Genomic DNA, 15,110 nt, shown 5'->3' on the forward strand with positions numbered 1-15,110 from the left:
AACGACCCGAGGGGCGTTGCGACCTATTGTAGGCGAAGACGGCGTAACCGAACTTAGTTTCCATCCGCGCAACGACCCGAGGGGCGTTGCGACCCCTAAAACTAAACTTTACGCTTCAGCAAGCGGGTTTCCATCCGCGCAACGACCCGAGGGGCGTTGCGACTTCGCCAGATTATCTTTAAAGAGATTGAAAAAGTTTCCATCCGCGCAACGACCCGAGGGGCGTTGCGACCCGACCGCGAAAGCATTAGAAATACGGCTCTTGTTTCAATCCGCGCAACGACCCGAAGGCCGTTGCGACCGCCTGAAAAGGTCCGCCCCGACAACGGCGGTGTTTCAATCCGCGCAACGACCCGAAGGCCGTTGCGACGGCACAGTGCAGAGTTTGTGCAATTAATAAGCGTTTCAATCCGCGCAACGACCCGAAGGCCGTTGCGACTGCAGCCTTTTTAACATACTTATTCCCAGGGTGTTAAGGGGCCGATTTCGCAGATGTCTGTTTTTGGCACCTTTGAAAACTAGCGAATTTTCGCTAATTCATCGCAACCAGCTCAATTTAAACCGCTTACAAAATCCGCCGATGTCCCGGGATTTTATGTTTGCTTGGCATCCGCGGACTGGGTTTTAGACCGCAACGCCATCGACCAAAATTAGGACACCCTGCTCGCGCCCCGCGGTCAAGTCGCGGACCACACTCGAAAATCAATCATAAACCCGACGCACAATCCAGGCAAAACCCAGCCATGCACCTTTCAAACATTCCGCGCCTTTCCTCCAAGTTCGACAACCTTGGTTACCGACACGAAAAAGGGTCTTTGTTGGCAGTCAACTCAAACTTTGCGGTTAGCGGGCGCGACGGTTCCTTGGGAACCTGGTTTAGGCAATTCGGAGCGCGCGCATCTCGGAGAAAAAAGGCAGCGACGCGCTCACCTTGTTCCCTTCCAGGCCCCGGTTATGCGGTTCGATCCGGTTCAGCCAAAGGTCCGCCACCTGCTTCATGGCCTCCATCGCTTTCACAAAAACAGCCGGTTCGAGGCTATGGATCATCCAGGTCTGTTGTACGGTCAACAGGTTGCGTTCCTCGTGGTAGGCCAGCACCGAGCCAAAGTTGGTATCTTGGTGGAGGTTGGCACGCAAAGCATGAATCAAAATACCGGCACGTTTGGCCGCGGGAATTTCCCCGATGACGATAAAGACGATCATCTCTCCCCCCTCGGGCGGCACAAAACAATCAAAGGTCAGGCCGTTGGCGGTGGGAATTCGGGCAAATCCCAATTCGTTAAAAACCGGTTGGTCCGCATGATGAACGCGGGCTAGTTCAGCGAGGCATTGAATGACAGGGAACGGCGATTTCATGAAGGTACTCCTAAGGTGATGGTGGGGAGAGACATCCAGCGGCCGGCAGGTGTGGTTGCGTCTGGTGTCTCACCTTAAGACACGCCGCCAATCGCCAAAATGACGAAAAAAAAACCACCGCTACACCAATGCCCTCAACAACACACTTCAAAATCACGAATAAAAGACTAACGCGGGCTCTCGCTGCTGAAAAAACGATCACCCCCTCTCATGCCTCATCACCATAAGGAGCGCATTCATGGACCATCATGAACCCTTTGCCGACAAAACCGTTTACCAACTCGCGGCGGCCGAAGGTCGTTTTTGTTTTGGTTACGGCTACCCGGATCATCTCTGCTGTTCGCTTTGGGTACCCACGCCGGATCCCTTAGTACATGCCGCAACCCCCGCGGTCATAAAAGAACATTGCAGCTTGGATTCTTATCCAAAACCCCCTGATGACGCGGTGTTTATCCCACTTGGTGACGCTTACATACCCCACTTTTTCCCCGCGTTTGTCTCCTGGCTTTCCACGCGCCGGCCCATGGAAAACAAACATCTCCTCAACTTATCGCCGCTCGGCTTTTGCCTCTACGGCTCCGCGAACCAAAACCAGCATCGCTTGGAACTCATCGACTGCCGCGAAGACCCGGCAAATACAGGGTTTGCATTAAACCTATCCCCTGCAAACCGGGACCAATGGTTGGCGCAGATCCAAGCAGCCCAACATACCTTTTCCGGCTAACCCGGCAACCCCTTTGCGCGTCAACAATTGATGACGCGGGTGCCGGACCCGCGATCATGCCAACCCGTGAGCGAAGCCACAAACGAAAGCGCCTCGAATGGGACGAAACGCAGCAGGGTTCGTTTCAGCGCGGCGGTAAAGGTCAGCCGGCCGCCGTCGGCGAGGACCACCTTGGTTTGGGTCAGGAACTTGGCCGGGGTGCGGCCGAAAAAACCTTCGAAAAACTGGTAGTACAGGAACATTTCCAGGGCAAGGGTCAGCAGCGGCATCCCGTAAAGCACGGTCACGACCGGGTTGGGGTCGATTCCTTGCACCAGCAAGGTGAAAATGAGCCAGCGTTTGAGCATCGCGAAGGTGACCACCCACAGCGCGGTGTCGACCACGGCGTGCAGGAAACGCAGGCCCGTGCTCGCCAGGCGGGCGGTTACGTCGGGTTCACGGGTGCCGCCGTCTTCGATGTTAAGGTCGTCGCGGTCCGTTTCCGGGGCATGGTACGGTGACGCGGGGCGGCGGTCTTCGCGCACGGGGGTTCCTCGCTTTTCCCGTTAGCCGGCGGTGCGCCGTTTTTCTTGGGCATAGGCGCGCTGGAGGAACAGGTCCAACAAATGAATCGCAAACAAGTGGGCCTGGGCTTGGGTCAGGTTGTAGAGGTACCAAGGCATGGCCGGGCGGAAGTTGTGGATGCCGGTTAACACGTAACGCTGATCGAGAATCTCGCGTAACTCCAGCCGACCCAGCCAACCGTCGGTGTTGGGCCGTACCAGCACGCCGCCGGTGATGTGGAAGATTTGGCGGTTGGGGGTGCTGTGCCCGGGGGAAAAACTGAGTTCCAGCAAGGTCACGTTGATGCCGCGCACGCGGATTTGGACATGGCGGTCGGGGCCGATGTCGGCCTTGATGAACGGGAACCCAAAACGCGGCAGCCAGCGCATGTACTGATGGGCGACCCAGACCGCGTCGCGGCCCGGCGGCAGACGCAGCCGTTGTACCGAACGCACCTCGCTGCGCGCTTTGAGCAACGCGGCCTCGGCTTGGCGCAGCGGCTGGCGCGGGTTGGGCATGGCGCGGCCGTCGTGCTGGATCGACTCGCGCAACATGGTTTCGAAAGGGACGGCGTCGGGCATAATCACATCGAGTACGGGGTTGGGTTGCGGCACCACGGCGCGTTCGTGGCTGTCGACAACCATGCCGGCCAGCGCCTTGGATGCGCTTCCGAAGAGGGTCAAACACAGGCGCGACAGGCGCGACCAACGACCCGGTAACTTGAGAAACACGCGCCGCTTGTACAGTACCGAGGCGGCGCGTTCCAGCATCTCGGCGAAGGTCATGGTATCGGGACCACCCAACTCGTAGGTCTGACCCAAATAAGCGGGTTCGGCGCTTACGGCCACCACGGCACGGGCCACATCCACGGCGGCAATCGGCCGCGTCGGCGCCTGGCACCAAGCGGGCAAAAGCTGCAGTGGCAGCCGGCGCACCAGGTTCACGAGAAAACGCGCGGTGGATCCGCCCGGCCCCAAAATCAAGCCGGCGCGCAAGGTGGTCACGGGCACGCTGCAACTCGCCATGGTTTGTTCTTCCTCGATTTTGTGTTCGAGGTAGGCCGAGCCGTGGGTGTCGCCCGCGGGAATCAGCGAGGAGATGTGGACGATCTGGCGCACCCCGGCCGAGGCGGCGGCGTGGGCGAAGTTGTCGACCAGAATCAAATCGAGGTCGACAAACCGGGCTTGGGTCAACCGTGAGGAGGGCAACATCGAGTGGGCCAGGTAAACCGCGACATCCACGCCCGCCAGCGCCTCTTCCGTGATGTGCAGGGAAAAAAGATCGCAATGACGCCAACGGGCACGGCCGTCAAAGGCCTCGGACGAGCCGGCGCGGGCCGGTGACCGGGTCAGCACCACCACCCGGAAGCGCGGGTCCTGCTCCAGTAAATTGCGGACGTGGGTCCCGATTAAACCGGTGGCACCGGCGATGGCGACGGTAATCGGCTGTTGCGGCGAGCCGTCCGGCCAAGGTCGCTGCTCCGAAGCGGTCATTCGGCTTCCCGTGGTTTGATTTCGGCGCAGGCCAACAGCTCGTCGAAGGGCACCAACTCCAGCACCCGTTCGTGGGTCGCTTCCATGTTGACGGGTGCAATCACGCCGGCGTCGCGCGCTTCTTTCCAGCGGGAGGCGCACATGCACCAATAATCACCGGCGTGGAGGCCGGGAAAACCGTATTCGGGGACGGGGGTCGACAGGTCGTTGCCGGCCTGCTTGGAAAAGGTCAAAAATTCATCGGTCATTTTGGCGCAAACGACGTGGGCGCCCAGGTCGGCGTCGTTGGTATCGCAGCAGCCGTTGCGAAAGAAGCCGGTTCTTGGATTGTTGCTGCAGGTGGCGAGTTCCCCGCCCAAAACGTTGCGTCGCTCGGCAAGTTGCATGGATGTCCCCTCTCTGGTTTGATTCCGCGCCACGCATCATAACAAAAACCGGGGTCGCGATTTAACTTAAGAAACGCGGATGCTCGGTTTCCCGAAAACGAGGGTGGTTGGCCGGTTAAATCGACAGGTCGAGGCGGCTGTCGTCGTCCTCGCTGATCATTTCGGCCACGGAGCGGGTCGCCCGTTCGGGTCCGACCTTCACGGTGAGTTCGGTTTCGCCCATGCCCAGCGCCTCGAGTTGGTCCTCCAGCACGTGCAAGTCGGCCAGGATGCGGTGGTGCATGCGTGGGGTTTCCACCCAAAAAGTGGCGAACAGTTGGTTGCGGTCCTTGAGCGCGTCGACACGCAAATGGCCGTAAACGGGAAAATCGAGGTGCAGGATCACGAGGAATTGGTGTTTGGCGCGACGGCCGGGTAACCGCATAAACGCCAGTTCCATTTCGCTGTCTTGATCCCCGAAGCGCAGCGGCAGGTTGAGGTACATCGGCGACTCGTTGAGGTTTTGCATTTGGTTGAAGTCGCGCACCAGTTCGAGGGTTTGCGACAAACGGGCGGCCACATCGCCGGCGTCGGAACCGGCCATTTGCGCCAGCCGCGCCAAAGCTTCCTGTTGATTGACATCCAAACGCGACAGGGCCTCGCGAAACTTGGGTTCGATGTTTTTCATGGCGCGTGCTTGCAGTTCTTCGGCGCGCTCGCCAAATTCGGATCGCAGAAACGGGCCTTGGAAGAGGTTGCCGGGATCGGGTTTTTGCCCCTGGAGGATTTGCTCGCGAAAGGTTTCGAACTGGCGTGCTTTCAAGCCATTGAGCGGGCTTTTGGTGCGAAAGTTCCAGTCGTGGGTCTCCCCTTCCAAGGCGGAACGCACCAATTCGGCCAGCAGGGCTTTGTTTTTGCCGAGCAACTTATTCAGCGACCCCAAATCGCCGTCGCGCAAGCGCGCAAGCTGCTCGGAGAGGCGCTCAAGCCGGCGCATCCAACCCATTTCACGCAGGCGCTCGGCGAGGCTTTCGTCGCGGTCCGGCAGGTAGTGATCCATGGCGAGGTAGCGGAAAAGGCCCTTTTCCTCGCGAATCAGCCGGTCCTGCAAACGTGGGCGCGGGTCTTGCTCCCCTTTAACGGGTTCGGGTTCCCGTTGCCAGAGGCGCCAACCCGGTGCTTTTTCGCCATCCTGTTGCAAAACGCCGATCAGATCGCGTAACCCGCGCGCCATGGCGCCGGCGGCGTCGCCGGGCGCCATCTTGCCTGCCGCGGCGGCATCGGCCAAGCGGCTGAGTTCCCAGGTTTGGTCCAACATGGCGACGCGGGTGTATTTAGAGAGGTGCTGCTTCAAAAAACGGTCAATGCGTTGGTTGGCCTGCTCCGCTTCCATCCCGTTGACCGCGGCGGTCAGGGGTTCGACCATCAGCGCGGGTTCCTGGGTACCGACGGTGGCCAATTCTTGCAGCAAGGCGCGGTTGTGTTGCAGTACGGGGAGCAGGCGTTCGCCGCCGCCGGAAAGACGCAAGCTATTGAGAAAGCGGTCGATGCGTGCAACCCGTTCATTTTCGTCAAAAAGCGGCACCTCGCCCGTGCCCGCCTCGGCCAGGTGGCGATCAAGCCAGAGATACCGGCTGAACCCGGACTCCTCGCCGCGCACCCGGGTCTCCAAGGGCACCTCGCCGCCACCGCTCAGGTGCACCTCGGGACGACGCCACAGATCCCATTGGATGTTCTCAAGCGGTTGGCGCCGGTCCTGGGTGAGCAGGTAACGCATGGTTTTGAGGCGGTCGACCAGTTGGTTCAAGCCGTTGGGTTCGATGGAACCGCCGTCGATCATGCTCAGGGTCAGGGCTTCTGCTTGCCAGGCTTGATCGATCATGGCGATGCGTTTGAAATCGATGAGTTGGCCGCGCAGCAGTTTGGTGAGTTCGCGGTCGAGGGCCTCGGCCGGGGCACCGCGCAGGAGGGGTTCCATTTCCTTAAAATGGGCGCGGCGGGCGGCGTAATCGGCATCGGCGGGCGAAAGGGCCTCGGCGGCGTTCGGGAGCAGCGCGGCGCGCAGGACGCCGTTGCCGGGAAAAAAACCCTCGGGTTTCAGCCCGGCATGGTGCTGGGCCAGGTAATCACTGAGCGCGGCGAAGCGTTCCGCTTTCAGTTGGGCCAAGCCTTGGCTGACGCGTGGGAAATCGCCCGCTTTGAGGAAGGCGTCGAGGTCGCGTTCCAGACTGGGCGTCATTTTTGCCAGGCGATGGTCGCCGTTAAAGAAATCAAAAAGTCCGGCCTGTTTGACCGGGTCGAGCCGGTCCAAAACAAAAAAAGCGGTTTGATCGGCGGCCGAACGCCCGGCGAAGGCGTCGAGCATCTGTTGCAGGCGTTGCGCGTTTTGCGGCGCCAACAAAGCGGTGGCTTTTTGTTGGGATTGGGCCGCTTCCATCGCGGCCAGGGCTTGCGGGGCATGGTTGCGCAGGTGGTGTTCAACCCGCGCAAGGGCCTTGGGGTCGAGGGTACTCAAGCGGTTGGCCGCGGCTTGGTCCGGCATGTTTTTGAGGAAAAAGTCGAGTTCGGCGCGGGTTTCCCCGTTAAAGACGGCACCGGGTTGGCCGGTCAAAAACGCGCCGAGCCGGCGAAAGCTGCCGACATCTAAGTTTTGTAACAGTTTCAGCGCCAGCGGGGAACGCTTCTCACTCGGACCGGCTTGGCTTTGGTCCAGCCAAAACAGACGCTCCAATTCGTCGAAGGACTCGGCGGCGGCAAAGTTGGGAATGGTCAAGTCCAGGTTTTTGAGGAAGTGGGAAACCAGGTCCGGGGTAAAGCGAACCCAAGCCGGACCGCCGGCGACCTGGAGCGGCGGCTCCAGTGTGGTCAACAGATCGCGCAATTGTAGAAAGGCGCTGAGCCGAAGTTGCGCGTTCAGCGGCGGCGGCGCCATGGGTTCACGGGCGGCCACCTTGGGCAGTTCCAGCAAGGCCCTGTTATCCAAGGCACCTTCGCCGCTTAAGAAGCGATACAACGCCGGATCCAACCGCGGATCGACCTTGTTGACCAGTTGGAGCGCCTGCCAATCGGCGTCGGGCATGGCGTCGCGGTTGCTCAGCAACACAAAACGTTGGATCTCCTCCGGCATGGCGCCGACGAGCTGTTCGACTTTCATTTTCAGCTCCGGGTAAAGCGAATCGATGTTAATCGTCTGTGGCGCTTGGATTTCCGGCGCCCGGTGGGTAATTTCGTCGAGGAGCAAAACCATATCCCCACGGGACACGCCGGCGTTGAGGCTGAGCTGCATTAGGTTGGCAAGCTGTTCCTGGTCGTCGGCACCGAACACCACCCCGTGCTCGCGCAGCAGTTCGCTGTTTTGCTTCAGCGCGGCGGCGTTGGGTACTTGTACGGATCCAAGCGACTGCCCGCCGGCAGCCTGTAGTTCGATTTGCATGGCCCCGCTGTCAAAGGAAAGCGCCACGCTTTGAACGGGCTCGCCGGCAAAACCGACCAAACGCTCACCGACGCGGACCCCGTAACCGGCGTTGCCGCGCTGAACCTGCACTTGCGAATCACGGCCTGGCTCGAGCTTGATCGCGCGTCGCTCGGGCCAAGGGGCCGAAGGTATGGCCATGTACCACTCCAAGGAGAATGAAACCATTGTAGCGCAAGCGAGGATGGAAGGGCGCGAGAAGAAAAGCAGGATTCAGACAGGCCCGCGGGAGGCGCGGCAAAAAATAAAGCGATGCACGGCAGGGTTACCGAACATCGCTTTTTTTTTCGTCGAAGGAACGCGACAAGGAAGGGTGCTTCACGCCTTCACGGCGACCCGGTCTCCCATCGCCCGTGGGGTAATGGGAACGGGGTGCATGGTTGTTGTCGGTGATTTCACCCGCCTTGCCGCATAAGGGTCATTTTACGCCGGCGCCACGGCCAACAGTGCATCCAATTTTTTGCCGCGTTCCAGGGCGTTGATGTCGTCAAACCCGCCGATCGGGGCACCGTTGATAAAAATCTGCGGAACGGTGGTGCGCCCGCCACTCATTTCTACCAACTTGGCACGCATCGCCTGATCGCCGGAAACGTCCACGTCTTTGAAACTCACGCCTTTGGCGCTGAACAGGCGCTTGGCCGCGGTGCAATAGGGACACCACGGCGTCGTGTACATGACTACTTCAGCTTTTACATCACTCATTCAATCCTCCAAAAGGCCGGTGTTGGGAAAGGCGGTTGGATCTGCTTGCGGTTGAAACCCCTGTTGATCCGTGCCACGCCCGGCGACCGGCAAAGCCGTGTCGGCCACGGCTTGTTCTGTTGGAAGGTGCAACAACGGCGGTTGCTTTTTTCTTCCATCACCCGTGCGACCCGGTTTTTTTCGTGAAGCCAACCATAACTTAGAAACACGGAAAACGCGACCACGTCCAGCCCGCATCGCTTACAAGGAATTCTGCGACGACGACGCGGCATCCATCCTAATTGAAAAAGGCGCCGGTCTCGCGGGGAGACCGACGCCCTTAGGATGTCCGTGTTTTAAATCCGCTTACTTAGGGCCGTGTTCAACAAACGCGCTTGAGGTATCGGCGTACTTGTTGAAGTTGTCCTTGAACAAGCCGACCAATTTTTGCGCGGTAGCCTTGTAGGCGGCCTTGTCGTCCCAGGTGTTGCTGGGATCGAGGATGGCGCTGTCGACGCCTTCCAGCTCGGTGGGAACCAACAAACCGAAGTGCGGATCTTCTTTGCAAGCCGACTCTTCGATGTGCCCTTCCAAAATGGAGGTAATGATGGCACGGGTCGAGGGCAGGTCGATGCGGTGACCCACGCCGTACGCGCCGCCGGTCCAACCGGTGTTGACCAAATAAGCCTTGGCGCCGTGACGCTCCATTTTCTCACCCAACAGCTTGGCGTATTGGGTGGGGTGCAGCGGCAGGAACGGCTCGCCGAAGCAGCTTGAGAAGGTGGCTTGCGGCTCGGTCACGCCGCGCTCGGTGCCGGCGACTTTGGCGGTGTAACCGGAAATAAAGTGGTACATCGCTTGGCCGGGCGTCAGCTTGCTGACGGGCGGCAGCACACCAAAGGCGTCGCAGGTCAAGAAAATGATGGTTTTGGGGTGACCGCCGACGCTGGGCTCCAGCGCGTTGTCGATGTGGTAGATGGGATAGGAGACACGGGTGTTTTCGGTGATTGATTTGTCACTGAAATCGACCTGACGGGTTTCCTCATCGTACACACAGTTTTCCAAAAGGGCGCCGAAGCGGATGGCGTGGTAGATATCCGGCTCTTTTTCCTCGGAGAGGTCGATACACTTGGCGTAACAACCGCCCTCGAAGTTGAAGATGCCGTTATCAGACCAGCCGTGCTCGTCGTCGCCGATCAACTCGCGATGCGGGTCGGCGCTCAGCGTGGTTTTACCGGTGCCGGACAGGCCGAAGAACAGGGCGGTGTCGCCGTCGGGGCCCATGTTGGCGGAGCAGTGCATGGAAAGCGTGCCGTTCAAAGGCAGGCGGTAGTTCATGACACTGAAAATACCTTTTTTCATTTCACCGGCATACATGGTGCCGCCGATGATGGCGATACCACGCGAGAGGTGGAACATGACAAACACTTCGCTGTTCAGACCCAGCTCTTTGTAGTCCTCGGCGGTGATATCGCATGCATTAATAATGGTAAAGGCGGGTTTGTGGGCCGCCAAAACTTCAGGGGAAGGACGCAAGAACATGTTGTTGACGAAATGGGCATGCCAGGCTTTACGGGTCACGATGCGAATGGGAAGCGCAAAATCGTGGTCGGCACCGCAGTGACCGTCGAACAGGTACGCGTTTTGGCCCGCGTAATGCTCTTGAACACGGGCGTACAGTTTGTCAAAAACCGCTTCAGATACTTTTTGGTTTACCGGACCCCACCAGACGTTCTCGGAAGCTTCGCCCTCGTCGACAATGTACTTGTCCTTGGGTGAACGTCCCGTGAATTTACCGGTTTTGCACATGGTGGCACCGTTTTTCCCCATCACACCTTCACCATTCAGCAAGGTGTGCTCTACCAACTTCTCAACCGGTAGATTGCGGTGGACGGTTGCCGGTTTTAGGCCTAATTGATCCAAGCCGTAGGTCTCAGACATGGAATCCCCTTTAACATTTATTTGTTATGTGAACAGACGGCAAATCGCCGCAACGGCCGAAACCGCTACCCCCCGGACTGTTTCCACACAAAACTTTGGATTATAACATCGCGTACAAGAGAAGGCGTCCAAAATTAGACGGCAACGGACATGCCGCCACCGTCCAGTCATTTGGGCCGACGAACCAAGGCGCGGTGCTTTTGGATTTTTCCGCGCTACCATCCCTGCTTGCCAGGGTTATCGGAAACGAGCTCGGGTCGGCGTCGTTGACAGGCCGAACCAAACCAAGGTACAAAACCACAAAATTACCAGAGGTCGAAAAGTATGAAAGTCCGCATCCTTATTTATGCGTTGCTCGGTATCGGGGCCTATTTTGTGAACGTCGAGGTACAGAGCTATCTTGGTCGCCGCGCCTTTGCCGAAACCGGACTGCCCGCCGCACCTCTGACCGACACCCTCACCGCGGCCAAGGAAAACAACCGCTTGGTGCTTGCCGCCGTCTCCGCGGACTGGTGTCCCAGCTGCCGCCATTTCGACGAGGCGGTGCTGACCGAACAACGGGTCAAAGACACCATTTTGGAAAACTACCAATTCACCCGGGTTGATTTTGAATCCGAATCCGGGCTCGCGCTGCGCAAGGAATTCGGCATCCGCGGGATTCCCTCGATGTTGGTGCTTGACGGCGAGGGACAACTGGTGACCCAATTAACAGCCGTCGACGACCCCTCCCTGTTCCTCGAACAGCTCGATGAGGTTTTGGTGAAAAAGAAGACCGCGAACGGCGAGACCCGATGACGTGGGCCGCCCCCTGTGCTAGACTTCGAGCTTCGATTCCCATGAACCCGCTGATTCAAAACTGAACCGCGATACCGGTCGCAGCAACCCCCGACCCTCCGGTCGGCATGTTCCGTGTTTTGACACGGCCAAACGCGACCGCAACGTGACCGAACCCAACCCACGTCGGACACCCCGGAACGACGTCAGAGCCACATCTCTCGCGTTCGCCGCGGCGGTTCAGCCTCAATCAGTCGGCGCTTCTTTCATGGGGCGTTTGCAGAAGCCACAAACCACGGTGCAGCATCGTACAGAAGGCTCACAGGAGGCAAGACATGACTATTCGAATTGCAATTAACGGTTTCGGACGAATTGGTAGAACGGTTACGCGCATCATTTCCGAGCGTGACGACATCGAACTGGTTGCGATTAACGACCTTACCAGCCCTGAACAATTGGCCTACGCCCTCAAATATGATTCCATTTTCGGCCGCATGGAAGGCGTCGTCGCGGAAGGGGACCAACTGATTACCCCCAAGTTCAAAGCCCGCGTGACCGCCATCAAGGACCCCGCCGAAATCGATTGGGCGTCCCTGAATGTGGATTTCGTGATCGAATCAACCGGTATTTTCCGCAAACGCGCGCAAATTGAGCCGCACCTGCGCGGCGGCGCCAAACGCGTCCTGCTCTCGGTACCGCCCAAGGACGCCCTGGACGCCACCGTTGTCTTGGGTGTCAATGACGCGGTCCTGACCGGCAAAGAGAAACTGGTATCCAACGCCAGTTGCACCACCAACTGCGCCGCACCCCTCGCCAAGGTTCTCCACGAGGCCTTTGGTATCGAGAAAGGTTTCATCAACACCATTCACGCCTACACCAACGACCAACGCTTGATGGACATGCCCCACAGCGACTGGCGCCGCTCCCGTGCCGCCGCGCTCAACGTCATTCCCACCAGCACCGGCGCCGCCGCGGCGGTCGGCAAGGTGATCCCCGAACTGAACGGCAAACTCGACGGCATGGCCTACCGCGTCCCCGTACCCGACGGTTCCGTGGTCGACATGGTGGTTCAGGTTGGCAAAAAAACCAACGCGGAAGAAGTGAATGCGGCCTTTAAAAAAGCGGCCGAGGGTCCCCTCAAGGGCATTCTCTCCTACGAAACCGATCCGGTCGTTTCCGGCGACATCATCGGCAATCCGCACAGCTCGGTTTTCGACAGCCAACTGACCCAGGTTCTCGACGGCAACTTCGTCAAAATCGTGAGCTGGTACGACAACGAGTACGGCTACAGCAACCGCATGGTTGACCTGATGCTAAAACTGTCCAACATGTAATTAGGACGGTTTGAAGCTAGGAAAAGCCCGATTCCCGTTTGGGGTCGGGCTTTTTTGTTTTTGGGATTGGCGATTGGCTTTGCCTGCTTGGTTTTTCCTTTTCCGCCCACGGATGATTGGGTCCACCTGAGTTCGCTTGCTTTTATCGGGGTTGGTTTTTTAGGCGCCTTTTGTGGCAAGCGCGCGGACATGGTTCCACCAACGGAAGCGCCCGATTCCCGCCGGGGGATCGGGCGCTTTTTTGGTTCGACTGGATGGGTCCATGCCGGTCGACGGCTTGTTTGGCCTTTTTTGGTTGCTGTACGCTTCACCCGGCCGCGCTGTTTTAGGGGCGGCCGCCGGGATCGGAAGGCGGGGGTTGACCCACGCTGTCGTCTTCGATTTGAGATTGGGCGGCGGCTGAAATTTCGACACTGTCCGTGTCGGCGAAAAGCGCGCTCGGCGCTGATTCAGCACCTTGGTTCGCGGAATTATGGGTTGGGGGTAAGGTTTGCACCGGCTGATTCAGCGCCTGGCTTAAGGTAATGTCCATGGGGGTCTCCTAGGGTTTCGAAATCGAGGTACGGTGCCAACAGACGTAGGTTGCTTCGAAAACCGGAATCGTCCGCGGGCACAAGGTGTTGGGTTTGCGGGCCGGAACGACCCGTTTTGAGGGTCCAGATCCATTCGCTCAGCAGGTTTCGAGACGCCTCAAATTCGTTTTGGATGGTGCGATTCAGAAGCCGGGCCTCCAAACGGTAAGCCGCGCTTTGTTCCAAATCGCCGTCAACGGCCAAGAACAAGGACAAGGTATTGCGCAAACTCACGCCGACGTCGTCACGACAGCCGAGCAGGTTTTGCTCAAGCAGGTGAATCGCCGGTTCGCGGCGCCCCTCCATGAAGAGGAGCAAACTTTCGAGATGATCCAAGGCGGCGCCGTGTTGGTAAGCACCGCGAACCCGCCGAGCCGATTCAAGCGCCGCACGGGCCGCACCCGGTTCGCCCAGAAACAAGTGCGCCGTGCCCTGGTAGAGGTAGGCGAGCCGGTGGTCGTTGGGCATCGGCGTTCTCATTTGCGGGAACAAGGGCAGCGCTTTGTGCGCGAAACCCACGGCCCGCTCGTAATCGCCCCGCATTTGCGCGGCCTGGCTTAGGATCAACAAGGCGCGGGACTGATCGCTGTGCCAGCGACACTGGAGCAAGGGATCGGCAATCACAACCAGCTCGTCCAGGCTGTTATGGCGTTTTTGCGCCTCCCGCCAAAGGAAGGCGGCCAACTGGTTCAGCGCATCGAAGTCATGGTCGTCAATTATCCGAGGTTGCACCGTTGCAGGGCCGCGCCACCACGTCTGTTGAAAGACCTGCCAACCGTCGGCCGGACCGAAATGAAACAAGCCGAAGGCAAAGACAACCAACGCGGCGGAGCTCATGACACGCCGTCGGCGCGGGTGCCCGTGCGCAAGGCGGCGGAACAAACCGGCCCAGTCCCCGTTCCACCACGAGGGCGCGGGATCGGACAAGCCCCGTTCGGGCGAGGGCGAGGTCGCCGCCGGCGGCCGCGGCGTCGTGACTTCCACCGAGGCCTCGGCCGCAACGGGGTCGTCGACCGGGACCGAATCAGGAACCGCATCCGCCGTCTCCGGCCACGGATCCGACGCGGAGGGCGGCGGAATTTTCAGGGGCAAAACCTCGGCATCCTTACCCTGGAACAGCGCATCGGGATCCTGCTTTTCGAGGTAATCGCAAATGTAGCCGTGCAGCACGGTGATGCCGCGCAAATCGTATTTACAGGGGTAAGCCGGATCGTCCAAATCCAGCGCGGCCAAGTACATTAACTGGGCACCCGACCACACCTTGCGCTGCTTGTTGCGGGCAAACGACAGGGTCAACAACGGGCGATACAGCGGATTGAGTTCGGCGGGTAGTTGGTCCCGTCCTTCCCGCTTTCCCAATTCGCGAAAGACCGCGCTCCGTCTTTTTTCGATGTAGCGACCAAGCATGGTCTGCAACGAACCGCGCCGTCGCCGAATTTCGTATTTTTGCGCGACGGAAATCTTGTCTTTCGGACAGTCTTCCCAATACCTCAGGATCGCACCCGTATCATAAACAGCCATGTATTCAAGCTGCATTAAACCGATTCGAACATCAAACTTTCTGCTCAAAAGAACAACCTTACAAAAACAACCCATCCGGTGCCAAAACGTTTACTTCAAACACTTACACCGGAATTAAAGCGTATCTCACCAACAAGACAACCACCACCAGGTTTTAAGCAGACTTATTTGGAATAACCATACGCGAAAAAAGAATGCTCTGTTTCTTCGCCTCTATCTTAAGTACCACATCACTTTAAAAAAGAACAACAAAAATGATCAATAAAACATTTAATTAAAATAGTCTAACGCGAATAAAAACATAGCAACAAAGCATCGCCTCAACCGACATCGC

The 15,110-nt window shown here is 58.6% G+C and carries 12 protein-coding genes and 1 CRISPR repeat array; of the genes, 3 read left to right on the plus strand and 9 right to left on the minus strand.

Annotated elements, in window-relative coordinates:
• The first annotated feature begins 56 nt into the window (after window positions 1–56).
• A CRISPR array of direct repeats spans window positions 57–439; the repeat unit is 37 nt; unit sequence GTTTCCATCCGCGCAACGACCCGAGGGGCGTTGCGAC.
• Window positions 440–876: 437 nt separating this feature from the next.
• The gene (locus J3U88_RS32010) at window positions 877–1,356 is read right to left on the minus strand and encodes a type III secretion system chaperone (protein WP_207863103.1); all 480 of its coding nucleotides are present in this window, start codon (window positions 1,354–1,356) and stop codon (window positions 877–879) included.
• A 238-nt stretch (window positions 1,357–1,594) separates the two neighbouring features.
• Between J3U88_RS32010 and J3U88_RS32015 the strand changes: the two genes are divergently transcribed.
• The gene (locus tag J3U88_RS32015) at window positions 1,595–2,080 is read left to right on the plus strand and encodes a hypothetical protein (protein WP_207863104.1); all 486 of its coding nucleotides are present in this window, start codon (window positions 1,595–1,597) and stop codon (window positions 2,078–2,080) included.
• Window positions 2,081–2,100: 20 nt separating this feature from the next.
• Here the strand turns inward: J3U88_RS32015 and J3U88_RS32020 are convergent, their stop codons facing one another.
• The 6 genes from J3U88_RS32020 to pckA form a co-directional block, all read right to left on the minus strand.
• Window positions 2,101–2,604: an RDD family protein gene (locus J3U88_RS32020; protein ID WP_207863105.1), complete on the minus strand. Its 504-nt coding sequence runs from the start codon at window positions 2,602–2,604 to the stop codon at window positions 2,101–2,103.
• A 21-nt stretch (window positions 2,605–2,625) separates the two neighbouring features.
• Window positions 2,626–4,116, minus strand: coding sequence for an NAD-dependent epimerase/dehydratase family protein (locus tag J3U88_RS32025; protein WP_207863106.1), 1,491 nt, complete (start codon window positions 4,114–4,116; stop codon window positions 2,626–2,628).
• The gene (locus tag J3U88_RS32030) at window positions 4,113–4,502 is read right to left on the minus strand and encodes a DUF2237 family protein (RefSeq protein WP_207863107.1); all 390 of its coding nucleotides are present in this window, start codon (window positions 4,500–4,502) and stop codon (window positions 4,113–4,115) included. The genes J3U88_RS32025 and J3U88_RS32030 overlap by 4 nt, the downstream gene beginning before the upstream one ends.
• A 115-nt stretch (window positions 4,503–4,617) precedes the next feature.
• On the minus strand, window positions 4,618–8,094 hold the full coding sequence (fliK, locus tag J3U88_RS32035; RefSeq protein ID WP_207863108.1) for a flagellar hook-length control protein FliK: 3,477 nt from the start codon (window positions 8,092–8,094) through the stop codon (window positions 4,618–4,620).
• Between the two features lie 282 nt (window positions 8,095–8,376).
• Complete coding sequence (gene grxC, locus J3U88_RS32040) at window positions 8,377–8,655, minus strand: glutaredoxin 3 (RefSeq protein WP_207863109.1); 279 nt, start codon at window positions 8,653–8,655, stop codon at window positions 8,377–8,379.
• Between the two features lie 345 nt (window positions 8,656–9,000).
• On the minus strand, window positions 9,001–10,575 hold the full coding sequence (pckA, locus tag J3U88_RS32045) for a phosphoenolpyruvate carboxykinase (ATP) (protein ID WP_207863110.1): 1,575 nt from the start codon (window positions 10,573–10,575) through the stop codon (window positions 9,001–9,003).
• A gap of 324 nt (window positions 10,576–10,899) precedes the next feature.
• Here pckA and J3U88_RS32050 point away from each other — a divergent pair, with 324 nt between their 5' ends.
• Both J3U88_RS32050 and gap read left to right on the plus strand, forming a co-directional pair.
• A complete protein-coding gene (locus tag J3U88_RS32050; protein ID WP_207863111.1) occupies window positions 10,900–11,370 on the plus strand; it encodes a thioredoxin family protein in 471 nt (156 codons plus the stop codon).
• 314 nt (window positions 11,371–11,684) lie between these two features.
• Complete coding sequence (gene gap / locus J3U88_RS32055) at window positions 11,685–12,683, plus strand: type I glyceraldehyde-3-phosphate dehydrogenase (RefSeq protein ID WP_207863112.1); 999 nt, start codon at window positions 11,685–11,687, stop codon at window positions 12,681–12,683.
• 325 nt (window positions 12,684–13,008) lie between these two features.
• Here gap and J3U88_RS32060 read toward each other — a convergent pair whose 3' ends face one another.
• Window positions 13,009–13,215 carry a hypothetical protein gene (locus tag J3U88_RS32060; protein WP_207863113.1) on the minus strand — a complete coding sequence of 69 codons (207 nt, stop codon included), beginning with the start codon at window positions 13,213–13,215 and terminating at the stop codon, window positions 13,009–13,011.
• A complete protein-coding gene (locus J3U88_RS32065; protein WP_207863114.1) occupies window positions 13,154–14,824 on the minus strand; it encodes a tetratricopeptide repeat protein in 1,671 nt (556 codons plus the stop codon). The genes J3U88_RS32060 and J3U88_RS32065 overlap by 62 nt, the downstream gene beginning before the upstream one ends.
• Window positions 14,825–15,110 lie beyond the last annotated feature (286 nt).

Source organism: Acanthopleuribacter pedis, assembly GCF_017377855.1.
GTDB lineage: Bacteria > Acidobacteriota > Holophagae > Acanthopleuribacterales > Acanthopleuribacteraceae > Acanthopleuribacter > Acanthopleuribacter pedis.